At 31.5% G+C, this 24,576-nt stretch carries 23 protein-coding genes; 1 reads left to right on the top strand and 22 read right to left on the bottom strand.

Translation table 11 applies throughout. The features are described from left to right. Nucleotides 1-13: 13 nt before the first annotated feature. The 19 genes from B3B03_RS03310 to B3B03_RS03220 form a co-directional block, all read right to left on the bottom strand. On the bottom strand, nt 14-328 hold the full coding sequence (locus B3B03_RS03310; RefSeq protein ID WP_346848368.1) for a ribosomal L7Ae/L30e/S12e/Gadd45 family protein: 315 nt from the start codon (nt 326-328) through the stop codon (nt 14-16). Continuing rightward, nucleotides 318-587 (bottom strand): RNase P modulator RnpM, encoded by a 270-nt coding sequence (rnpM, locus tag B3B03_RS03305; protein WP_035132803.1) that lies wholly within the window; start codon nt 585-587, stop codon nt 318-320. Before rnpM ends, B3B03_RS03310 begins: the two co-directional genes overlap by 11 nt. Before the next feature lie 16 nt (nt 588-603). After that, nucleotides 604-1,689: a transcription termination factor NusA gene (gene nusA, locus B3B03_RS03300; RefSeq protein WP_035132801.1), complete on the bottom strand. Its 1,086-nt coding sequence runs from the start codon at nt 1,687-1,689 to the stop codon at nt 604-606. 16 nt (nt 1,690-1,705) lie between these two features. Further along, nucleotides 1,706-2,167, bottom strand: a complete 462-nt coding sequence (gene rimP / locus B3B03_RS03295; RefSeq protein WP_150843841.1) for a ribosome maturation factor RimP — start codon at nt 2,165-2,167, stop codon at nt 1,706-1,708. 271 nt (nt 2,168-2,438) lie between these two features. Then, nucleotides 2,439-2,570, bottom strand: a complete 132-nt coding sequence (locus tag B3B03_RS03290; RefSeq protein WP_346848367.1) for a hypothetical protein — start codon at nt 2,568-2,570, stop codon at nt 2,439-2,441. Between the two features lie 121 nt (nt 2,571-2,691). Continuing rightward, nucleotides 2,692-7,023 carry a PolC-type DNA polymerase III gene (locus B3B03_RS03285; protein WP_346876468.1) on the bottom strand — a complete coding sequence of 1,444 codons (4,332 nt, stop codon included), beginning with the start codon at nt 7,021-7,023 and terminating at the stop codon, nt 2,692-2,694. A gap of 15 nt (nt 7,024-7,038) precedes the next feature. After that, a complete protein-coding gene (gene ispG, locus B3B03_RS03280; protein ID WP_346848365.1) occupies nt 7,039-8,088 on the bottom strand; it encodes a flavodoxin-dependent (E)-4-hydroxy-3-methylbut-2-enyl-diphosphate synthase in 1,050 nt (349 codons plus the stop codon). A 9-nt stretch (nt 8,089-8,097) separates the two neighbouring features. Further along, nucleotides 8,098-9,099 carry an RIP metalloprotease RseP gene (rseP, locus tag B3B03_RS03275; protein ID WP_346848508.1) on the bottom strand — a complete coding sequence of 334 codons (1,002 nt, stop codon included), beginning with the start codon at nt 9,097-9,099 and terminating at the stop codon, nt 8,098-8,100. Between the two features lie 64 nt (nt 9,100-9,163). After that, nucleotides 9,164-10,318, bottom strand: coding sequence for a 1-deoxy-D-xylulose-5-phosphate reductoisomerase (locus B3B03_RS03270; RefSeq protein ID WP_346876467.1), 1,155 nt, complete (start codon nt 10,316-10,318; stop codon nt 9,164-9,166). A gap of 260 nt (nt 10,319-10,578) precedes the next feature. After that, nucleotides 10,579-11,373 (bottom strand): phosphatidate cytidylyltransferase, encoded by a 795-nt coding sequence (locus B3B03_RS03265; protein WP_346876466.1) that lies wholly within the window; start codon nt 11,371-11,373, stop codon nt 10,579-10,581. Between the two features lie 15 nt (nt 11,374-11,388). Beyond that, nucleotides 11,389-12,147, bottom strand: a complete 759-nt coding sequence (locus B3B03_RS03260; RefSeq protein ID WP_414632763.1) for an isoprenyl transferase — start codon at nt 12,145-12,147, stop codon at nt 11,389-11,391. 90 nt (nt 12,148-12,237) lie between these two features. Continuing rightward, nucleotides 12,238-12,795 (bottom strand): ribosome recycling factor, encoded by a 558-nt coding sequence (frr, locus tag B3B03_RS03255; protein WP_035132788.1) that lies wholly within the window; start codon nt 12,793-12,795, stop codon nt 12,238-12,240. Nucleotides 12,796-12,812: 17 nt separating this feature from the next. Next, complete coding sequence (gene pyrH, locus B3B03_RS03250; protein ID WP_035132786.1) at nt 12,813-13,535, bottom strand: UMP kinase; 723 nt, start codon at nt 13,533-13,535, stop codon at nt 12,813-12,815. Between the two features lie 192 nt (nt 13,536-13,727). Beyond that, nucleotides 13,728-14,648 carry a translation elongation factor Ts gene (gene tsf, locus B3B03_RS03245; protein WP_035132784.1) on the bottom strand — a complete coding sequence of 307 codons (921 nt, stop codon included), beginning with the start codon at nt 14,646-14,648 and terminating at the stop codon, nt 13,728-13,730. A 128-nt stretch (nt 14,649-14,776) separates the two neighbouring features. Next, nucleotides 14,777-15,478: a 30S ribosomal protein S2 gene (rpsB, locus tag B3B03_RS03240; protein WP_035132782.1), complete on the bottom strand. Its 702-nt coding sequence runs from the start codon at nt 15,476-15,478 to the stop codon at nt 14,777-14,779. Nucleotides 15,479-15,919: 441 nt separating this feature from the next. Next, nucleotides 15,920-16,696, bottom strand: a complete 777-nt coding sequence (gene codY, locus B3B03_RS03235) for a GTP-sensing pleiotropic transcriptional regulator CodY (RefSeq protein ID WP_346876516.1) — start codon at nt 16,694-16,696, stop codon at nt 15,920-15,922. Nucleotides 16,697-16,928: 232 nt separating this feature from the next. Then, nucleotides 16,929-19,013, bottom strand: a complete 2,085-nt coding sequence (topA, locus tag B3B03_RS03230; protein WP_346848361.1) for a type I DNA topoisomerase — start codon at nt 19,011-19,013, stop codon at nt 16,929-16,931. 181 nt (nt 19,014-19,194) lie between these two features. Continuing rightward, on the bottom strand, nt 19,195-20,274 hold the full coding sequence (gene dprA, locus B3B03_RS03225) for a DNA-processing protein DprA (protein WP_346876464.1): 1,080 nt from the start codon (nt 20,272-20,274) through the stop codon (nt 19,195-19,197). 18 nt (nt 20,275-20,292) lie between these two features. Then, nucleotides 20,293-21,816 carry a YifB family Mg chelatase-like AAA ATPase gene (locus B3B03_RS03220; protein ID WP_346876463.1) on the bottom strand — a complete coding sequence of 508 codons (1,524 nt, stop codon included), beginning with the start codon at nt 21,814-21,816 and terminating at the stop codon, nt 20,293-20,295. Between the two features lie 164 nt (nt 21,817-21,980). Between B3B03_RS03220 and B3B03_RS03215 the strand changes: the two genes are divergently transcribed. Continuing rightward, nucleotides 21,981-22,343, top strand: a complete 363-nt coding sequence (locus B3B03_RS03215; RefSeq protein ID WP_346848358.1) for a YraN family protein — start codon at nt 21,981-21,983, stop codon at nt 22,341-22,343. A 67-nt stretch (nt 22,344-22,410) separates the two neighbouring features. Here B3B03_RS03215 and B3B03_RS03210 read toward each other — a convergent pair whose 3' ends face one another. From B3B03_RS03210 to rplS, 3 genes are all read right to left on the bottom strand, one after another. Beyond that, entirely contained in the window at nt 22,411-23,157 is a 747-nt protein-coding gene (locus B3B03_RS03210; protein WP_414632764.1) for a ribonuclease HII, read from the bottom strand. Between the two features lie 67 nt (nt 23,158-23,224). Next, entirely contained in the window at nt 23,225-24,088 is an 864-nt protein-coding gene (gene ylqF, locus B3B03_RS03205; protein ID WP_035132769.1) for a ribosome biogenesis GTPase YlqF, read from the bottom strand. Between the two features lie 122 nt (nt 24,089-24,210). Continuing rightward, nucleotides 24,211-24,555 carry a 50S ribosomal protein L19 gene (gene rplS, locus B3B03_RS03200; RefSeq protein WP_035132767.1) on the bottom strand — a complete coding sequence of 115 codons (345 nt, stop codon included), beginning with the start codon at nt 24,553-24,555 and terminating at the stop codon, nt 24,211-24,213. Nucleotides 24,556-24,576 lie beyond the last annotated feature (21 nt).

Below are 24,576 nucleotides of genomic sequence, written 5' to 3'. Positions count from 1 at the left end.
TTCACCCCCGAATTTACATTCCGTAATTCTCTTTCCATAACTTTATTAAATTTTCACAAATTTTTTTATCTCTTACTGCTAATACATTGATTTCTTCTCTACCTATGGCCATACCCAATTCATTTTTAGGTATATTTCCTATTACAGGCACTCTTCTGTCATCACAGTATTTTTCAAATTTTTTCTTAGTGTTTTCTGAACACTCTAAGGATAAAATACATAGATGGATTTTATTTCTTTTTATCTCTTCTTCACATCCATTATATCCTTCTACTAAGTTTCTAGATTTTTTTGCAATCCCTAGAAAACTTAAAAATTTATTCTGCATTAACTATCTCTTCCTTTAGTTTATCATATATTTCATCATTTATCTTAGTTTCTAGATTTCTTTCTAGTCTTTTAGTCTTTACGGCTTTTTCTAAACATTGAATATTTCTGCAGATATAGGCTCCACGACCAGGTTTTTTACCATGTAAATCTATAGATATCTCATTTTCCTTATTTTTAACAACTCTTATAAGTTCCTTCTTAGGTTTCATTTCCATGCATCCTGTGCACATTCTTTGAGGTATCTTTTTTACCTTCATAAAATATCACCTACCTTTAAAGGTTACTTTCTTCGTTTTGTAAGCTTTCAGCTTGACTCTTACTCTTAATATCTATTTTCCATCCAGTAAGTCTTGCTGCTAATCTAACATTTTGACCTTCCTTACCTATGGCTAATGATAATTGATTATCATCTACTACAACCTTAGCACTCTTTCCATCCTCATCTACATCAACTGATAGAACTTTAGCTGGACTTAGCGCATGAGCAATATACTCTTCTGGTAACTTACTCCACTTTATTATATCAATCTTTTCATTTCTAAGTTCATTTACTATGTTTTGAACTCTAATTCCTTTAGGTCCAACACAAGCTCCCATAGGATCTACCTCTTCATCATTAGACCATACAGCTATTTTAGTTCTTGAGCCTGCTTCTCTCGCTATACTTTTTATTTCTACAATTCCACTGTATATTTCCGGAACTTCTAACTCAAATAATCTTTTTACAAGGCCTGGGTGTGTTCTTGAAACTACAATTTGTGGTCCCTTAGAACTTTTCTTTACTTCTACTATATATAGCTTTAATTTCTCATTAAATATATAAGATTCTCCTGGCATTTGCTCATTTGGGCCTAATACAGCTTCTAGTTTACCTAGATCTATAAATACATTTCCTCTATCTTTTCTTAGAACTATACCTGTTATTATGTCAAATTCCTTAGTTATAAATTCATTATATATAAGAGTTCTTTCAGCTTCCTTAATTCTTTGAATAACAACTTGCTTCGCAGCTTGAGCCGCAACTCTTCCAAAATCTCTTGGAGTAACCTCAATTTCCGCAATATCTTCTAAGTTATATTTGGCACTGATTTCTCTAGCATCCTCTAAGGATATTTCTATTACATCATCATATACTTCTTCTACAACTTCTTTTAATGAGTATACATGAGTTTCTCCTGTATCTCTATTAACCCATACTCTTACATTTTGCTCCTTGGCATGAGACTTTGCAAAATTTTTCTTATATGCTGCTACTAAAGCATCCTCTATAGTAGTAAAAAGCATTTCCTCACTAATTCCTTTTTCAACAACTAGTTGTTTTACAGCATCTATAAATTCTTCCTTAAATCCGGTGCTCATTATATTTATATCCTCCTTATAAAGTTGGGTTTAACGTAACTAAAGAAACCTTTGACATTGGTATTGCAACTTCATTGTCATTGATTTCTAACATTAAATTTTCGCTATCAAACCCCTTCAATATCCCTTCATATTTTTTCTTTCCTTCAAATAATGCTGAAAGTTTTACAGCTACATCATGATTTATATACTTATTAAAATGTTCTTTTGTATATAAGGTTCTAAATATACCTGGAGATGATACTTCTAAATTATATTCTTCTGTTATAGGATCTTCTTTATCTAGCATTTCTCCAACAGCCTTACTTACTTCTACACAGTTATCCAAAGCAACGCCTTTTTCATTATCTATAAAAACTCTTAAAATATTTTGTCCGCCTTCACGTACATATTCTAAGTGATAAAGTTCAAATCCGAGTTTTTCTACTATATTAGTAATTTTACTATGGAGTTTTTCCACAACACCGCTACTGTTCATAATACATTTCCTCCTTTTTATTATATTTACTTTAAATCTTTAGTAATAAACTTAATATTTTTTATTGCTACACAACTTCCATCTTTTTATGAAGTTGAAAGTATTTGGTCAAATAGTCATGGGATAATATTTACATTACCACAGTACCCTTTAAGGTATGAGTTCAACTAGCTTTAGTGAGATGTAAAACCTTAGTTCAAACTAAGGTTCACTTTATAATTAAAACGCAACTTGGGGTTGCGTTTTAATAAATAGAGAGTAGGCATAAATCCTACTCTCCCTCAAAGATTATCATAATAACTAGCTCATTAAGTACAATTATATCATAGCTATTTTCAATATGCAATGATTTTAGCTCCTTTGAGGTATTTATGCCGATGACTACCATCTCTAATACTCCCATTTTATTTGAAATTGGAGTAAAGAGCTGCTACGTCCCTGGATAACGCTTTCTAAGCTTCAAAGAAGCTAAGAACTCTGTTAATGAAATGGCACCTAACTTAAATTATTTAAATAAACAGTTGTTAAAAAAGACTTAATTGATTTGTTTCTGGTAAATCCCCTATGGCTCCGTGATTTGCCAAAGCTTCTACTACAGTCTTTGTAGCTTTACTTCTTATACGAAGATCTTCCTTAGATATAAATTCTCCATGATTTCTAGCTTCTGCTATAGCCTTTGCTGCATTTTCCCCTACTCCAGTAAGTCCACTTAAAGGAATTCTTATATTATCTCCTTCTATTGTAAATTTTACTGCCTCTGATTTATATACATCTACGGGTAGAAATTTTATACCTCTTTTGTACATTTCATAACAAAGTTCTAAGGTGGTAAGAAGACCTTTTTCTTTCGTACCTATATTGTTCCCCAAAGCATTTAATTCATCCATAGTATCTTTCATTGCTTCTTCACCCTTTATAACTAAATCACCATCAAAATCGTCTGCTCTAACAGTAAAATAAGTTGCATAATAAGCCTTTGGGTGATGAACCTTAAAATAAGCTATTCTCATAGCCATCATTACATAGGCAACAGCATGACCTTTAGGAAACATGTATTTAATTTTTTTACAGGACTCTATATACCAATCTGGAACATTATGTTCTCTCATTATGGCTTCAAACTCTTCTGATACACCCTTTCCTTTCCTAACCTTCTCCATGATGGTAAACGCAGTCTTGGGCGGAAGTCCTTTATATATAAGATAAACCATAATATCATCTCTGGTAGATATACAATCTTTAAGGGTAGTATATCCTTCTTTTATATAATATTGAGCATTATTAAGCCATACGTCAGTACCATGAGAAAGACCAGAAATTCTAACTAGGTCAGAAAATGTTTGTGGTTTTGTATCTAATAGCATCTGTCTAACAAATTTAGTTCCAAACTCTGGAACACCATAACATCCAACTTCACAACCCAGTTCTTCGGGAGTTATGCCAAGAGCTTCTGTCCCTGTGAAAAGACTCAAAACCTTTGGGTCTGATAAAGGTACACTTTGAGGACTTATTCCAGTTAAATCTTGAAGCATCCTAAGCATAGTAGGATCGTCATGGCCTAGTATATCAAGTTTTAAAAGCCTACCACTAATAGAGTGATAATCAAAGTGAGTTGTTATTATATCTGATTTTGGATCATCTGCAGGATGTTGTATTGGACAAAAATTAAATATTTCATTGTCACTAGGTACAACCATAATTCCTCCTGGGTGTTGCCCTGAAGTTCTCTTTACCCCAGTACATCCAATAGTTAATCTTTCTATTTCTGCATTAGTAGTATTTATATCTCTTTCATCTAAATACTTTCTAACATATCCATAGGCAGTCTTATCTGCAATAGTTCCTATGGTTCCTGCTTTAAAGGTATGACCTTTTCCAAAAAGAACTTCTGTATATCTATGAATATCACCTTGGTTATCCCCTGAGAAATTTAAGTCTATATCTGGTTCCTTATCTCCCTCAAAACCTAAGAAAGTTTCAAAAGGAATATCGTGACCATCTTTTATATAAGGAGTTCCACATTTTTCGCAGTTTTTATCTGGTAAGTCAACTCCCGAACCTATGGATCCATCTAAAATGAATTCACTATTTTTACAATTAGGACATACATAATGAGGTGGAAGCCCATTAACTTCTGTTATATCTGACATGGTAGCTACAAATGAAGATCCAACAGATCCCCTAGATCCAACTAGATATCCATCACTGATAGACTTTGCCACTAATTTTTGTGCTATAAGATAAAGCACCGCATATCCGTTATTTATAATAGAGTTTAATTCCTTATCAAGTCTTTTCTGAATAACTTCTGGAAGATTATCTCCATATATGGATTTTACTTTATTTAAAGTCATGTTTCTAATATCATCCTCTGCACCCTCTATTTTAGGAGCATAGGTTTCATCTGGAATTGGTTTAACCTCTCCAACTAAGCTTTGTATATACTCAGGGTTTTCCACCACAATTTCCATGGCCTTTTCTTCACCTAAATATGAAAACTCTCTTAACATTTCTGTAGTGGTTTTGAAATATAGTGGAGGTTGATTATCAGCATCATCAAACCCTTTTCCAGCCATTAAAATTCTTCTAAAGACTTCATCTCGCGGTTCTAAAAAGTGTACATCCCCTGTGGCAACTACTTTTTTATTATAGAAATCTCCAAGTTCACATACCCTTCTATTGAGATCCCTAAGTCCTTCTTCATCCTTAACCATGTTCTTCTTTATTAAAAATTCATTATTCCCAATGGGTTGTACTTCTAAATAATCATAAAACTCCACTATATGTTCCATGTCCTCTAGGGACCTTCCTGCTAGAACCCCCTTAAATATCTCTCCAGCCTCACATGCAGAACCAATAATAAGTCCCTCTCTATATTCTTCTATTAGACTCTTAGGAAGCCTTGGTCGTCTTTGATAATAGTCTAAGTTAGAAAAGGATATTAGCTTATATAGATTTTTTAATCCACTCTGGTTTTTGGCTAAAATTATTACATGGTATGTAGGAGCTTTTTTTACATCAAAGGATTTTAAATATTCCTTATTAACTCCATCTAAATTATTAAAACCCTTCTCTCTTAACATATCAAAGGATTTTAAAAGAATATCTCCAGTAGCCTTAGCATCATCCACAGCTCTATGATGGTTTTCTAAGGATATCTTTAAGTATTCACATATTACATTAAGCTTATGCTTTTTAAGTTGTGGAAATAAAAATCTAGCTAAAGGTAATGTATCTATAATTCCATTTTTAAATTGCAACCCAAGATTTCTGCACTTAGACTTAATAAATCCCGTATCAAACTCCGCATTGTGAGCTACTACTACAGAACTCCCTACAAAGTCTAAAAACCTAGGAAGAACATCTTCTATGGTTTTGCAACCCTTCACCATATCATTACTTATACCTGTAAGCTCTGTTATTTTATATGGAATGCTCATCTCTGGATTTATAAGTTCATTAAAGCTATCAATAACATGTCCATTCTCTATTTTAACAGCTCCTATTTCTATAATGCGATCTTGGTGACTTGAAAATCCTGTAGTTTCAATATCAAATACTACAAAGGAACTATTAAAATCTATTCCTCTACATCCGGTAGCTATACCTACTCCATCATTAACTAAATATCCCTCTATTCCATATATAATTTTTATATTATGTTTCTTCCCTGCATCCATGGCCTCTGGAAAGGCTTGAGCTACTCCATGATCTGTTATGGCAATTGCCTTATGTCCCCATTTAGCAGCTTTAGCAATAAGACTTGAAGGTGTAACCACTGCATCCATGGAGCTCATGGTAGTATGAGCATGAAGCTCTATCCTCTTAACTTCACAACCATCCATTCTTTCACTAGGTTTCAACTTTACAATAGACTTTGCATTAATCACTAAATCTTTAGAAAATCTATCAATTTCTACTTCCCCATAAACCTTGCAACATACCCCTGGTTTTAACTCTTCCAGCAGCTTTTCTACTTCTTCATTACTTCTTGGATATATTTTTATAGTTATAGAGCTAGTGTAGTCAGTAATATATAAAGAAGGATATATTTTTCCACTTTTAGCTTCAAATATATTTACCTTAAATACATCTCCAGCCACAGCTACTCTCCCGGAGCCCATATTTAATTCACACATTTCTGTGGTTTCTTCATTTATATTTCTATTACCATATACCACATTGTCATCTAAAGGCTCTTTGCTCTTTCTATAATTCTCCTTCCAAGGACTAGCTTTTTTATCTCCCTTAGTTTCTTTAGGCTTTTCTTTAGCTTTATCACTAGATCTACTAGAAATCTTAGGACTATTTGCTATAATATCACTTACTATTCTCTTTTCTTCAATTTGCTTTTCTAGAATATAATCTTCTTCAATAGCCGATTCATCATAGTATATTTTTACTTCTACTTTAATGTTGAACATATTATAAATTTCGCTTTGTATTAATCTATCTATATTCTTATGACAGAGCATCTTAGATATAAATTCATTGGATATACCTATATTAATTCTGTCATTTTCTAGCTTTTTAACTGCTTTTAGTAAACTAGTCTTAGCAGAAGGAAAAGATGAGGCAAGAGAGTTAATGACATCTATCCAATACTCCCCCACCACATCTTCTAAAGCAACATGTTCTACATCTCTATACCACAAGATATCTATAGTCCCTAAATCACAAAGTTTATCCTTAATAAGATTACATATATTCTCCTTCATAGGATCATCTAAGGGACTCTTATGTTTTAATACTACCTTAACCATCTCGCTTTGTTTTAGATATTGAACTTTATTTATGATGATATCTTCATAAATAGGCAATCTACTATCATATCCTAGTAGTTCTGACAATGTCATTTAGATTCCTCCTATCTATAAACTTTCAATCTCCTTAATCAATTCATCCAGTAAATCTTCTTCTTTTACTTTTCTTACAATCTCACCTTTTCTAAAGATAAGACCTTCTCCATTACCACCAGCTATTCCTACATCTGCTTCTCTAGCTTCTCCTGGCCCATTAACTACGCATCCCATAATAGCTACTTTTATATTTTTATTTATGTGACTTAATCTTTTTTCGGCTTCTTCTGCTATACTAATAAGATCTATTTGAGTTCTTCCACAGGTTGGGCAAGATACAAATTTTATTCCATCCTCTAACATCCCAAGGGATTTTAATATTTCTCTTCCCACCTTAACTTCTTCAACCACATCTCCTGTAAGGGAAATTCTTAATGTATCTCCTATGCCCTGTGCTAAAAGTGCTCCTACACCTACGCTAGATTTAACAGTACCTCTCCATGTGGTACCTGCCTCTGTAACTCCAATATGCAACGGATAATTAACCTTACTAGAAACTATATTATAGGCCTCTATCATTTGAACTACGTCAGAAGATTTTATAGATATGATTATATCTTCAAAATTTACTGCTTCTAGAATTTTCACATGATTAAGAGCACTTTCTGCTAAAGCCTCACTACACACTCTACCGTATTTATTTAAAACTTCTTTTTCTAGAGATCCAGAGTTAACCCCAATCCTTATTGGTATATTTCTTTCTTTTGCAGCTTTCGCCACCATCTCAACTCTACTTATGTCACCAATATTTCCTGGATTAATTCTAAGTTTAGAAACTCCATTTTCTATAGACTTTAATGCTAATCTATAATCAAAGTGTATATCTGCAACTAAAGGAATGTGAATTTGTTTTGCGATTTCCTTTATAGCTTCTGCAGCCTCCATATCGGGAACTGCACATCTTACTATATCACAACCACTTTCTTCAAGTCTTAAAATTTGCTCTACTGTGGAGGATACATCTCTTGTATCTGTATTAGTCATGGATTGTACTGTAATTCTAGAATCTCCTCCAATGTATATATCTCCAACTTTAACTTTTCTTGTTTCTTTTCTCTTCATAATTTCCTCCTAAAACTGAATAGGATTTATAATATCTTTTAGCAATACCAAAACCATAAGAGACATCAATGCTAAAAATCCATAGTAATTAATTGTTGCAACCTTTTCTTTATTTACTTCCTTACCAGTTATGATCTGGAATAGTAATAGAAATATCCATCCACCGTCTAAGGCAGGGAAGGGAATTACATTAAATATTGCTAGTTGAACACTGAATAAAGCCATAATATTTAATAAGGTAAGAATTCCTTGCTGAGCAGCTCTTCCTGAAATTTTCATAATGCTTATAGGACCTCCTACATCATCAGCAGAAACATTTCCTTTAAACAGTTGACCAAAAAAACCAAAGGTCTGTCTTATGGTGCTTCCCGTTTGATTAAGTCCATATTTTATAGATTCAATAAAGTTAGGCTTTACAACCTTAGAATATATCCCAACTTGAAATCTTTCTTCTCCTTCATTATAGGATGGTACTAAATCAAATTTTATTTTTTGTCCCTCTCTCTCTATTTCCATATTAACGGGCTTTCCTTCTCCTGTAAAAATCTCAGTAAGAAATTCTTCCCAGGTAGTAACCATCTTACCATTGACTTCTGTAATCTTATCTCCAGCTTTTATTCCCACTTCCATGGCTGGTGAATTTTCTATTACTTTATCTACAACGTTAGTAGAATGTCCTTGAATACCTCCTACTAAACTAAAGAATAGTATAGCTATTATAAAATTCATTATAGGACCTGCTGCTACAATAGTTAACTTCTGAAAGGAAGTCTTATTAGAAAAAGCCCTGTCATCCACTACAGTTACATCATCTTCTTCTCCATACATTTTTACATAACCACCAATTGGAAGTGCTTTAATAAGATACTCTGTCTCCTTCCCCTTAATAGAAAATAACTTTGGTCCCATACCTAAGGAAAATTCGAGGACCTTTACACCATTAACTCTAGCCATTATAAAATGTCCAAACTCATGACCTATAATTAATACACTAAATGCAAGTAAAGCCATTAAAAAATACGGTATATTACCTATAATACTTTGCAATATTTTTCTCCCCTTCCACTCTATTCACTTATACATATCTCTTTAAAACATATTCCCTAACCTGCTTATCTATGTCTAAAACTTGCTGTAAATCTGGATTTTTCACATGCGGAAACTTATTCATGGCAGCTTCTATTATTTCTTCAATCTGTAGATACTTAATCCTTGCATCCAGGAATAATTCTACTGCAATTTCATTAGCTCCATTATAAATTGCTGGCATATTACCACCAAGTTTTCCTGCTTTAAATGCTAATTCTAAGCATCTAAAAGTGTTTATATCGGGCTGTTCAAAGGTTAAGCTTGAAACGGTTTTAAAATCTAACTTATCTGCTATAGCTGTCCTTCTATCAGGATAGCTTAAGGCATATTGGATAGGTAACCTCATATCTGTGCTTCCTAATTGAGCAATAATTGAACCATCTTTATACTCTACCATGGAATGTACAATACTTTGTGGATGAACTATAACTTCAATGTCATCATATCCAACTCCAAATAAAAAGTGTGCTTCTATAACTTCTAATCCCTTGTTTACCAAGGTTGATGAATCTATAGAAATCTTTCTTCCCATGTTCCATTTAGGATGTTTTAAAGCCTCTTTAGGGGTAATTTCCTTCAAATCATCTCTAGTTTTACCTCTAAATGGCCCACCTGAAGCAGTAAGTATTATCTTATTTATATCTTTTTTTTCATTACCCTGAATACATTGAAATATAGCTCCATGCTCTGAATCCACTGGAAGAATTTTAACACCATTTTTCTTTGCCTTTGCCATAACTATATCTCCAGCAACTACTAAGGTTTCTTTATTAGCTAATGCTATATTTTTCTTAGCTTCAATAGCCTTAATAGTTGGTTTCAATCCTGCAATTCCTACTACAGAAGTCAAAACCGTATCTATTTCTTTTAAAGTAGCAACTTTTTCTAGCGCTTCTTCTCCACCAAATAGGTTTACTTGTTTATTTTCTCTTTCACAATACTCCTTTATAGCTTCATAACATTTCTCATCTGTTATACCTATATATTTTGGACTAAACTCTTCTATAATATCCACTAATCCTTTAAAGTTTCTATGAGCTGTAACCCCTATTAGGTTTACTTTATTTTCTTTATTTCTTATTATATCTAACGCCTGTGTTCCAATGGAACCAGTAACTCCAAGTATGCTTATGTTTTTCACTGTTAACGCTCCTTTAATTTTATCTAAAAACATTATACCCTATAATATGTAATAATACAAAATACTAATAGTTAAATTAATTTTAATACCAATAGCTAAATTAATTTTAAAGAAGCAAAAATTAAAAAGGGATTTCCCAAAACAAACTAATCTTAAGCAAATGTCGAGGATCACTTATCTTTTTCCTGCTCAGTACTTAAAGACTTGTAAATTTTTTGAGAAACCCCTTAAATTAATAATACCTTAATAATTTCTTATAATTACGCTACAAAAATATTAATATAATAATATACCACCACAGATACTAGCAATATACTATCGAACCTATCTAATATACCACCATGTCCAGGAATCAAATTTGAGTAATCCTTAACACCCGCATGTCTTTTTATTGAAGATGCCACCAAGTCTCCACACTGTCCAAAAATTCCACCTAATAGACCAATTATCATATAGTTATATAGTGGGACTACTACTCCAAATTTAGTTATAATATATCCATAAATTGTACATCCTAAAATACTTCCTATAAGTCCGCCTATGGCTCCCTCTATGGTTTTTTTAGGGCTAACCCTTGGATTTAATTTGTGTTTTCCTAGATATCTACCAAAATAATAAGCTAAAGTATCACATCCCCATGAGGATATAAATATAAGCCATATGAAGAAGTTTCCATTTTCCATATTATTAAGTAATAATATAAAACTAAAAAATATGCCTACATAAAAACAAGGTAATATGGTCAATGCTACATCAATGAAGTTTCTATCAGTATCAAATACCGGAACTATCATTAAAAGGAATACTACAAGGATAAATACACCTACAGCAACGTTTAAATTAAATCCATGTCCTAAATAGATATAATAAAGTAAACATAATAAATATCCTACTATAGATATAGGTTTATATCCATCCACTTTGCTTACCTTATAAAATTCATACATTCCACCAAGGGATAATAAAACTACAGAAATCTTTAAAAAATACCCCCCTAAAAATATAAATAGTAATAGAGGAGCTAATATTATTGCCCCTATATATCTTTTATTCATTTGCCTCACCTCTTACTATACTCCACCAAATCTTCTATCTCTCTTTTGAAAATCACTAATTGCTCTTCTCAAATCTTCTTTTGTAAAGTCAGGCCAATTTATATTGGAAAACCAAAATTCAGAATAAGCACTTTGCCATAATAAATAATTACTAAGTCTTAATTCTCCACTGGGCCTTATAATAATATCAGGATCTGGCATACCACTAGTATACAAATGGTCTGATATGATTTTATCATCTATGTTATCTATTTGTAACTTTCCTTCTAATACTTCCTTAGCTATTTCTTTAACCCCTTTTACAATCTCATCTCTTCCTCCATAATTTAAGGCTATGTTAAGAGTTAAACCTGTATTATTTCTAGTTTTATACATTGCATCCTCTACGGCAGCCTTTGATTTCTCAGGAAGTTTACTTATATCTCCTATAGAATTAAGTTTCACATTATTTCTATGTAGCTCCTCAAATTCCTTATTTATAAACTCTACTACTAAGTCCATCAAAGCTCCCACTTCTTCTTTTGTTCTCTTCCAATTTTCTGTTGAAAAAGCATATAATGTTAAATATTTAACTCCAAGATTACTAGACTCCTCCACCATCATTTTAATATTTTTCATACCAGCTCTATGCCCCATAGTTCTTGGAAGTTTTCTTTGTTTAGCCCAACGACCATTCCCATCCATAATTATAGCTATATGGGCAGGGATTCGCTCCATATCTAATTGTATTTTTTCTTTAATTGCGTCTTTTTTAAACTTAAATATATCCAAAATATACCTCTCCATTTCAAGTAATCATGATGCTATTATATCACAAATACATAATAATAAAACCTGCAATATTTGCAGGTTTTATCTTACATATTATACTGACATTATTGACTTTTCTTTTTCTTCTATAGCCTTATCAATTAATTTGATAAACTTATCAGTTTCTTTTTGAATCTGATCTTCAGCTTTTTTAGATTCATCTTCACTGATTTCACTATTTTTCTTTAAGTTTTTAATCTTATCATTTGCATCACGTCTTATGGATCTGATAGCAACCTTAGCATCTTCACCACATTTTTTAACTGATTTAACTAAATTTTTTCTAGTCTCTTCAGTTAATTCTGGAACAATTAGTCTAATAACCTGGCCATCATTACTAGGATTAATACCTAGATCTGATTTTAAAATTGCTTTTTCTATATCTTTCATGCAACTTTTGTCCCATGGTTGAATAAGAAGAACTCTTGGCTCTGGAGCAGATATGTTCCCTACTTGGTTAAGAGGTACCATTGTTCCATAACTTTCTACTAATATTCTATCAAGCATTGTAGGGTTTGCTCTTCCAGCTTTTAATGTTCCAAGCTCATTTTGTAAGCTTAAAATAGTTTTGTTCATTTTCTCATCAGCATTTTTAATGATATCTTTTACCATAAAATTACCTCCATCAATTATTTACATATATTAGATGATACTAAAGTACCAATATTTTCACCTTTTACCGCTCTTATAATATTATGAGGCTCATCTAAACCAAATACTAGAATAGGTATTTGATTATCCATACATAGGGATGTAGCAGTAGAATCCATAACCTGCAATCCTTTTTCTAATACCTCAATATAAGATAAATTATTAAACTTAACTGCACCCTCATGTTTATGAGGATCTTTATCATATACCCCATCAACTTTTTTAGCAAGCAAAATAACTTCAGCTTCTATTTCTGCTGCTCTTAAAGCTGCTGTAGTGTCTGTGGAGAAATATGGATTTCCTGTTCCTGCTGCAAATATTACAACTCTTCCCTTTTCAAGATGTCTCATTGCTCTTCTTCTAATGTAAGGCTCTGCTATTTCTCTCATTTCAATAGCTGTTTGAACCCTTGTATTAACACCTATAGCTTCCAAGGAGTCTTGTAATGCTAAAGCATTTATACATGTAGCAAGCATACCCATATAGTCCGCGGTAGTTCTATCCATGCCTTCACCACTTCTACCTCTCCATATGTTGCCGCCACCAACAACTGCACCTACTTCAACACCCATTTCAACTAACTTCTTAATTTGTAAAGCAATAGTGTTCGCTGTATCAAAATCAATGCCATACCCCTTCTCTGACGCTAATGCCTCTCCTGAAAGTTTAAGCATGACTCTTTTATATTTCGCAGTTTCCATATATATATTATACCTCCAACTCAATATATTTACACCATATTTTTGTATTTTACCAACTAATAACCAAAATTAACCATAGAAATTACATTAGATACTTCAATATAAATATGACTTTCTCTAGTTATATAGTTATTATAATACATGTAGATTTTAAAAAAAGAGAACCTAGGTTCTCTTTAATATTATCTTGTATTATTTTCCTTGCATTTGTCTTTGAACTTCTTCAGCAAAGTTTTCTTCTTTCTTTTCGATTCCTTCGCCTCTTTCAAATCTTGCAAATTTAACAACTTCCATAGTTGCTCCAAGTTTCTTTCCTTCTTCTTGAAGATACTTGCTTATAGTGTAATCTCCATTTTTAACCCATACTTGATCTACTAAGCAAACTTCTTTGTAGTATTTGCTTATTCTTCCCATAACCATTTTTTCAACTATGTTTTCTGGTTTTCCTTCGTTAAGAGCTTGAACTCTGTAAATTTCTTTTTCTTTTTCTAAAGATTCATTGTCTACTTGATCTTTGTTTAAGAATAATGGGTTAGCTGCTGCTACTTGCATTGCTACATCTTTAGCAACTGTTTTTAGTACTTCATCTTGTTTTTCACAAGCTAATTGAACTAAAACACCTATTTTCCCATTTCCATGGATATAGCTTTGAATTATTCCATTGTCAACTACAAACTTTTCAAATCTTCTAACAGACATGTTTTCACCTAATTTTGCAATTAGAGCTGTAACGGCGTCTTGAAGAGTTATGCTTTCATCTCCAACATATTTTTCTGCTAATAATCCTTCTACAGTAGTTACATTAGTAGTTGCTGCCATTTTAGCTACATTTGCTGCTAATGCTTTAAAGTCATCGTTTGCTGCAACGAAGTCAGTTTCACAGTTAACTTCTACTACAGAACCTATTTTCATATCTTCTGATATATAAGTAGTAACTATACCTTCAGCTGCTATTCTTCCAGCTTTTTTAGTTGCTGCTGCTAATCCTTTTTCTCTTAAAACTTCTACTGCTTTTTCCATATCTCCATTTGTTTCGCTAAGAGCTTTTTTACAATCCATCATTCCTGATCCAGTTCTTTCTCTTAACTCTTTTACCATTGCTGCTGTTATCATCTTTATTCCTCCTTTAATTTCCTAACAAAAAGGTAAATGAAAGATTTCTCTCTCATCTACCTTTAAAATTTCATATGTTTTACAACCATAGATGAGGCTGTTTGAAATTTACTTAGAAAGTTGCTATATTATTCAGCTACTTCTTCACCTTGTCTTGCTTCAATTATAGCATCAGCTAATCTTTCAGTTATTAATTTTACTGCTCTTATAGCATCATCATTTCCTGGGATTACATAGTCAACATCATCTGGATCACAGTTTGTATCAACTATTGCTATTACAGGAATTCCTAATGTTTTAGCTTCAAGTATAGCATTTTTTTCTTTTCTTGGATCAACTATAAATAAAGCTCCAATATTCTTAGCATCCATGTTTCTAATTCCGCCAAGGTTCTTTTCTAATTTTTCTCTTTCATTTTTAAGTTGAATAACTTCTTTTTTAGGAAGAACATCAAATGTTCCATCTTCTTCCATTTTATCTAAAGCTTCAAGTCTACCTATTCTTGTTTTAATAGTTCTGAAGTTAGTTAACATTCCACCTAACCATCTGTTGTTTACAAAATGCATGCTTGATCTGATAGCTTCTTCTTGGATAGCTTCTTGAGCTTGCTTTTTAGTTCCAACAAATAATATATCTTTTCCTTCTTCTGATACTGATTTTATGAAATCATATGCTTCATCAATTTTCTTAACTGTTTTTTGTAAGTCAATGATATAGATACCATTTCTCTCAGTGAAGATGTATGGAGCCATTTTAGGGTTCCATCTTCTTGTTTGATGTCCAAAATGAACACCTGCTTCTAATAATTGTTTCATTGAAATAACTGCCATTTTAATATACCTCCTGGTTTTTTCCTCCACTACCATCATTTTTATTAAATACTCCTTAAAGCACCTTTTAATAAATTCAGTAGTGTGTGTATTTTCTTACCTTGTGTATTATATCACATAGAAAATCAATGTTCAACAAATTTATTTCTAAATAACAAGGTTAATTTTAAATTTTTATTATTTAAAATTCTGTTAATACAATAATTATAATTTTTCATAATTAATATATATTAATTCTAGAATTTTAAAAGATAGATCCCTGAAACCCGCATGGATAGAACAAATAGTTAACTATTTAACTATTTAACTAGACAACTATTCATATAGTATCCTAGAAAACTTTTAAAATACATGTGAGTATTGAAAGAATCCTCTTTATTAAAAATAAAAATCCTTTATCAGGATTTTTATTTTTAATATTTTTCTACATATTGTATTAAATTATTTAAGCTTATTTAATTCATCTATTAATTTCTCATTTAGAATCTTTATGTGAGTACCCTTCATTCCTAAAGACCTAGATTCTATAACTCCAGCACTTTCAAACTTTCTAAGAGCATTTACTATAACAGATCTAGTTATTCCAACCTTATCTGCTATTTTAGATGCAACTAAAAGTCCCTCACTACCATCAAGTTCGTTAAATATATGTTCTACAGCTTCTAACTCTGAATAAGATAATGTTCCTATTGCTAATTGAACTATAGCTTTTTTTCTTGCTTCTTCTTCTATTTCATCAGTCTTAGCTCTTAACATTTCCATTCCCACAATAGTACCACTATATTCTGCAATAACTAAATCATCTTCAGTAAACTGGTTAGAAAATCTTGATAACAATAAAGTTCCCAATCTTTCTCTATTCCCATTAATAGGAACTATAGTTGATAGCATATCTTTAAAGTCACATTGAACTTCTCCATTAAATACACAAATACCACTGCTTGGCATATTTGCCTTTGTCTCATCTATATTTAGCAGTTTAGCATTATATTGCTCTGGAAATCTTTTATTTTCAACTACTTGTTCTTTAACTTTATCGCATTCAAATCCATAGGAAAGATTATATCCTAAAACTTTCCCCTTTCTACTAATAACATATACATTACAATCTAACACTTCACTTAGAAGTCCACATATATCATCAAAAACTACTGGTTCTGAACCTGACTTTTGTAAAATCTTGTTTAATTTTCTTGTTTTTTCTAATAATGACATCACTATTCCTCCTTCTTCTTTTTTCATTTTTCATAATGCTATTTATCACTGCAACCTTTTAAATAATTCAAAATATTCTTTTCTTTCACAAATTTTAGAATTGTTTCGTTGCCATATACCATCATAACATATAGAATTTATTCTATCAACATGTTTTTTATTAATTTTCGACATATTTAACCTATTTTTAAATTAAATTTTACTTCAAGGTAATTTTTAACTAATATAACCCATTTTATTTATTATCTGTTAACTCCTTATGTTTACATTCTGAGTTAATACATTCTAAATAATCACCTTTTGCTTTGCTATACCTTTTAGCCATTACACTTCCACACTGAGGGCACTTCTTTTCTGTAGGTTCATGCCAACTTACAAAATCGCATTGTGGATAATTTCCACATCCATAAAATATCTTACCTTTTTTGCTTCTCTTTTCTAAAACATTTCCTCCACACTTAGGACACTTTACGTCTAATTCTCTAGCCATGGTCTTTGTATTTTTGCACTCTGGATATCCTGGACATGCAAGAAACTCACCAAATCTTCCTTGTTTTATCACCATAAGTCTTCCACATTTATCACATGGTATGTCAGATACCTTATCTTCTATAGTTATCTTAGCTATTTCTTTTTCGGCTATTTCTATAGCTTCCTTTAGTGGTACGAAGAATTCTTCTACTACAGATTTCCAATTAGCATTTCCTTCTTCTATGCTGTCTAGTTTACTTTCCATTTCAGCAGTAAATTCTACATCAACTATTTGTTTAAAATATTCACTAACTATATTATTAACTATGAATCCTAATTCCGTAGGAAATAATACCTTCTTTTCTCTATCTACATATTTCCTGCTTAATAAGGTGGTAATTGTAGGTGCATAAGTACTCGGTCTACCTATTCCATTTTCCTCTAAAGTTTTAACTAAGGATGCCTCTGAAAATCTTGCTGGAGGTTGAGTAAAATGTTGTTTTCCATCTACAGATTTTTCTATTAACTTTTCATCTGTATTTAAAGTTGGTAATTTTGCATTTCCATCCTCATCTTCATTATCAGTGGCATAGATTTTAGTAAACCCATCAAATCTCACCTTAAATCCTGAAGCTTTAAATAAATAATCCCCATTGCTTATTGAAATTGATGTAGTATCAATTATTGCAGACTCCATTTGGCTAGCTACGAATCTATTCCAAATTAAAGTGTAGAGCTTTAATTGATCATTGCTTAAGGTTTCCTTAGCAATTTCTGGAGTAATCTCTACATTAGTGGGTCTTATAGCTTCGTGAGCATCTTGTGCTCCCTTCTTACCTTTGTAAGCTCTTTTAACCTTTGGTGCATATTTATCTCCATAGATATTTTTTATAAATTCAAGAGTAGCTCCCTGAGCCTCCTCTGATACTCTTACTGAGTCTGTTCTCATATAAGTAATAAGACCGATAGTTCCATGTCCTTTAATTTCTATACCCTCATACAACTGTTGTGCTGTTGCCATGGTTTTTTTAGTTGAAAAGTTTATTTTTCTATAGGCATCTTGTTGAAGAGTACTAGTAGTAAATGGTGGTAGTGGATTTTTAGATTTAGCTGTATCTTTTATATCTTTAACCACAAATTCACCTTGCTGTACAACTTTTATAATATTATTAGCTTCTTCTTCTTTATTTATAATAATTTTTTTCCCTTTTTTACTATGCAATTTCACTGTAAAGGTTTTTGTTTCTGCTAATTTAGATACTTTTGCTTCCACAGTCCAATATTCTTCTGGTACAAAAGCTTGAATTTCCTTTTCTCTATCGCATATTATTCTAAGAGCTACAGATTGTACTCTTCCGGCACTTAATCCCCACTTTATTTTTCTCCAAAGTATAGGACTTATCTCATATCCTACTAATCTATCTAATACTCTTCTAGCCTGTTGAGCATCAAATACATTTTCATTTATCTTTCTTGGAGATTTTATGGCATTTTTTACAGCACTTTTTGTGACCTCATTGAACTCTATTCTACATGACTCTTCAGTGTCTATTTTTAATATGTTAGCTAAATGCCAAGATATAGCTTCCCCTTCTCTATCAGGGTCAGTAGCAAGATATATTTTTTCACTTTTTTTAGCTTGCTTCTTAATCTTATCTAAAAGTTCCCCTTTACCTCTAATAGTTATGTATTTGGGTTCATAATTTTTTTCTATATCTACCCCTAACTGACTTTTAGGTAAATCTCTTACATGACCCATAGATGCTTCTACTACATAATTTTTTCCTAAATACTTCTTTATGGTTTTCGCTTTTGCTGGCGACTCAACTATGACTAATTTTTGCCCCATTCTAACCCCTCCATTATAGCTTATAATTTTTTATTTTATTACATATTTATAAGCACCATGCAGATTTCTCATAATCTTTTTATTATATATAAAATTCTACATCCTACTATATTTTAAAATATTATTATCTCATTGCAAGTCATAATATACAAACCTTATTAAATATTTCATAAATTTTTAACTATTTATTAATTCTAACATAAAAGTTTCCACTTAAACATAAAATCTCCTCTTTTACTTGCAACTCAAATAATAACTTATATAATCGATTAATGTCAACATCAACTAATTTAATTATTTTATCAATGTGTATAGGATTATCATCTATAACTTGATATATTCTTTCCTCTAATTTGCTTTTTACAGTAGTTATATTTTTATTATCTATGGAAACTCTAGAAATATTCAATAAATTCAACACATCTTCTATGTCTGTATAAACATAGGCACCATCTTTTATTAATTTATTAGTACCTTTACTTTCACTGGAGAATATACTCCCTGGCACAACAATTATATTTTTCCCTTGCTCTAAAGCTGCTCCTACAGTAATTAGCGTCCCACTTTTTTCTCCGCCTTCAGTGACAACTAACAATTCACACATACCACTAATAATTCTATTTCTCATTGGAAAATTTCTACTTAAAGGTGGTGTTCCCAATGGGAACTCACTAATTATACAACCACTGTTTTCTAAAATTTCATGGTAAAGTCTATAGTTTTCTTTAGGATATATAACATCAATGCCACTACCTAAAACTGCAATTGTATTAATGTTGTTCTTTATTGCGGCCCTATGAGCTACAGAATCAATACCTTTAGCCATACCACTTACAATATTTATTTCATAAGGACTTAACTGTTCCACCATACTATTAGTTACGTCTATCCCATATCTAGTACACTTTCTAGAACCCACAATAGAAATATTCTTTTTTTCATTAACCATCGAAATATTACCCTTGTAAAATATACCAAAAGGTGCATCCTCATACTGCAGTAAACTTATAGGATAATCTATATCATAAATAGTACAAATATGTATATCCTTAATGGATTTGCATTCTTCAACAGCCAACTCTTCAATTTTTATATATGACTTTTGAAACTTTTCTACAATTTTTTTAGGCAATAGTGTCATATTATCATTAATCACCATTTTTCTCAAGGTATCAAAATCATGATATTCATCATAAATGTATTTTTTCATATTATTAGATACTTCCGTAGTAATAATCCATAATTTAAATAAATCGACCATCTATACTCTCCTAATTCCTTATATTATATCTTCCCTTATGTACTTCCTATATTGAAGTGCTTCAATAATATGATTTTCTTCTATGGATTTATTACCATCTAAATCCGCAATAGTTCTAGCTACTTTTAAAATCCTATTATAAACTCTAGTACTAAGTCCGTATTTTTTGTAGGTATACTCAAGAATCCTATTAGAATCCCCATTAAGCTTACAGTACTTTTTTATATGACTAGAAGACATATCGTTATTATATTTTATATGTTCATTCCTAAATCTTTCACTTTGTATCTCCCTTGCTCTTTCTATCCTAAGGGCCATAACCTCTGATTTTTCTTCTTTTTTATCACTATTTATAGTCTCATAGGATATGGAGTTTACTGGAGTGAAAATATCTATTCTCTCTAATAAAGGTCCAGATAATCTAGATAAATATCTTTTCACTTCGCTATCACTACATTTACATAACCTTGTTTCACTTCCATACATCCCACAGTTGCACGGATTCATAGCTGCCACAAGCATAAAATCCGCTGGATAAGTTATTGTTCCATTTACTCTTGAAATTCTTACCCTCTTATTCTCTAAAGGCTGTCTTAGAACTTGAAGAGCCCTTTTATCAAATTCTAATATTTCATCTAGGAATAACACTCCATTGTGAGCTAAAGATACTTCTCCTGCTGAGGGGTTTCTGCCACCACCAATTAAAGCAGTACTAGTAATTGTATGATGAGGATTCCTAAAGGGTCTATTTCCCATTAATCCCTCATCCTTAAGCTCTCCACTAATACTATATATCTTCGTAACCTCTAGAGCTTCGTCATCGGTAAGAGGCGGCATAATAGAAATAACCCTCTCTGCCAGCATAGTTTTTCCCGATCCTGGAGTTCCATACATAAGTACATTATGATTTCCTGCTACAGCAACCTCCAATGCTCTTTTAGCTGCTTGCTGTCCTATGACATCTTCAAAATCTAATGGACAATTATTATTTTTATACTTTTCTCTACTGGTAAATGTATAGGGTTTTACATCCTTATAAGTAAAAAGATGAATTACCTCACTCAAATTCCTAATAGGATATATATTGGCTTCTTCAATACAAGCACATTCATCTTTATTTCCAATAGGTACTATATAGTTCTTTACTCCATGTTTTATACCTTCAATTACAATGGGAAGAGCCCCTTTAATTTTATTTACATTTCCATTTAAGGACAACTCACCCATAAATATAAAATTATCTGGCTCTTCTAAGAAAAGTTGATTAGTTGCTAAAAGAATTCCTACAGCTATAGGTAAATCATAGTGTGAGCCTTCCTTTCGTATATGAGCTGGAGCTAAATTTATAGTTATTCTACTAATTGGAAAATCTAAAGAAGAATTGGTTATAGCTGATCTAACTCTATCCTTAGATTCTTTTACAGCAGTATCCCCTAAACCTACAATATTAAAATTAGGTAACCCATAGGTGATATCTACCTCTACATTAATTAATATACCTTCCACTCCAGAAAAGGCTGCAGTCTTTATTTGAATTGACATAATTTCACCCTCTAAATATAAATTTCCAACTTTAATAGTGTAAGTATTGACCATTGAATTTAGAATAAATCAACTTTGTAAAAATTTTAATTAAATCAAAGTTTAGCTTTGGATTGTATTGTCTAAGATGTAGACAGAGTTCTTTGCATTAAAGGGAGTTTTAAATGAAGATTTTAAATAAAACTATAGGTAATTATGGAGAAAATCTAGCTAGAGAATATATTGAAAAAAAGGGATATATAATATTAGAAGAAAACTTTTTATGTAAGTTAGGGGAAATTGATATTATAGCTAAGGATAATAATTATATTTGCTTTATAGAGGTAAAAACTCGATATAGCAAAAGATACGGTACCCCATTAGAAAGTATCACTAATGCTAAAAAAAGAAAATTGTATAAAACTGCACAATATTATATTTGTTTAAAAAATATACATAAATCTTATTTTAGATTTGATGCCATAGAGGTAACACTGATTTCTTCTGGTGAATCCCCTAATATTACACTGATTAAAAATGCTTTCTAAAAAGTAAATACCTGAATAAAAAAGTAATTAGATAACTTTTTTATTCAGGTATTTTTTATTTTATTAATTATTTGTTAAGTATATTTTTCAGAAAACTTTCTCTATGAATTGGACAGCTACCATGACAAATTATTACATCTATATGTTCTTTAGTACCATATCCTACATTTTTATCAAAGTGATATTGTGTATACTTCTTACTATACTCTTCCATTAAATTATCTCTATATACTTTAGCTATTATAGAGGCACACGCAATGGCAGCACTTTTAGTGTCTCCTTTAATTACAGCTTCATTTCTAATGTTAAATTCTCTTATAGTATATCCATCTGATAATACTATATCAGGAGTAACTTTTAGTTCTCTCACAGCCATCTTGAAAATTTCATTGTTACAAAATCCTATGCCTTCTTTATCTATTTCTCTGTTGGTTTTTAGGGCTATAGAATAACTTATTGCTTCTTTTTTTATTATATCACTTAACTCTTCTCTTACTTCTTTAGTTAACTTCTTGGAATCATTTATTCGTAATATTAAATTTCTTGAATTATTGTCAAGAACTACTGCAGCAGCAACTATAGGCCCTGCTAAGGGACCTCTTCCAACCTCATCTACACCAGCTACAATATCATATCCATAGCTTTTATCAAAATCATATAATTTTTCTACTCTAGCATATTCATTTTTATAATGCTCCACATATTTTCTTAGGGTTTCTCCTAAAGCTCTTACATTTTTCCTATGATCATTGTTTAATACTTGATATATAGCTTCATAATCTGCCTCATGGCTACTTACATCTTTTAATGACATAAACCCACGGACAGAAGATTTTATATCGTTAAATCTCATAGTTTTAATTTCTTTTAAAAAATTTATACTACTCATATTTATTTTCTGTATCAGGTACCTCTAGTGAAATAGGACCTAACTTTCCCCCCCTAAATTCATCTAATAGCATTACAGCTACTCTATTATAATCTATGTTGCCCCCTGAAATTATAGCACCTCTTTTTTTACCTATGTTATCCATATTAGTAAGAGGATTTTCGTCTAATTCTTTAAGCTTATATCTCTCCACTAGCCTTGATCCATGTGTACTTTGAAGTCTTTCTATAAGCTTTAATGCCAATTCCTCAACATCCATTATTTCATCCTTTATAGCTCCAGTAAAGGCTAAATTAAGCCCTACTGTATCGTCTTCAAATTTAGGCCATAAAACCCCTGGAGTATCCATAAGTTCTATACCCATCTTTGTTTTTATCCATTGTTTACTCTTTGTAACACCAGGTCTATCTCCCGTTTTAGCAGCACTGTTTTTTGCCATCCTATTTATAAATGTAGATTTTCCTACATTAGGGATTCCAACAACCATTACTCTGGTAATAATATTTACTACGCCTTTACTTTTAAGTCTATCATGCTTCTCTTTCAAAAGCTCTTCTAGAGTGGGTTTAATTTTGTTAAGCCCTGATCCTGTAAGGCAATTAACAGACAATACTCTAGTTTTATCATCTGATAATTTATTTACCCATTTCTTTGTTACATATTCTTCACTAAGATCGCTTTTATTAAATAATATTATTCTAGGTTTCTCGCTACAGATATCTTCAATGTCTGGATTAGAACTTGAATAAGCTATTCTTGCATCACGAATTTCTATTATTGCATCTACTAACTTTAAATTTTCTTTTATTTCTCTTCTGGTCTTTGCCATATGTCCAGGAAACCAGTTTATACTCATTTATCTCACTCCTAAGAATTTTATAATTAGATATATTAAATTAACTATTTTAGTATTCACCACATTTATAATAAATACTTCTATATATGTAATAAAAAAAGGGACTATCTAGCCCCATTTTCTTACATTCTCTCTTTTACTTTAGCAGCCTTACCTACTCTATCTCTTAAGTAGAATAATTTAGCTCTTCTTACTTTTCCTCTTCTAACTACGTCGATTTTTTCTATAACAGGCGTATTTATTGGGAAAGTTTTTTCAACTCCAACTCCTGATGCAAATCTTCTTACTGTAAAAGTTTCTCTAGCTCCACCATTTTGTCTTTTAAGAACGGTACCTTCAAATATTTGAACTCTTTCTTTGTTACCTTCTTTAATTCTGATGTGAACTTTAACTGTATCTCCTACATTGAACTCAGGTAAGTCAGTTCTTAATTGTTCTGCTTCTATAGCTTTTATTATATCTAACATTGTGCATTCCCTCCTAAAATT

Origin of the sequence: Clostridium sp. UBA5712, from assembly GCF_002419845.1 — a bacterium.
Taxonomy (GTDB): Bacteria; Bacillota; Clostridia; order Clostridiales; family Clostridiaceae; genus Clostridium_J; species Clostridium_J sulfidigenes.
The sequence above is the reverse complement of the archived record's forward strand: the minus strand, read 5'-3'. Positions and strand labels throughout refer to the sequence as shown.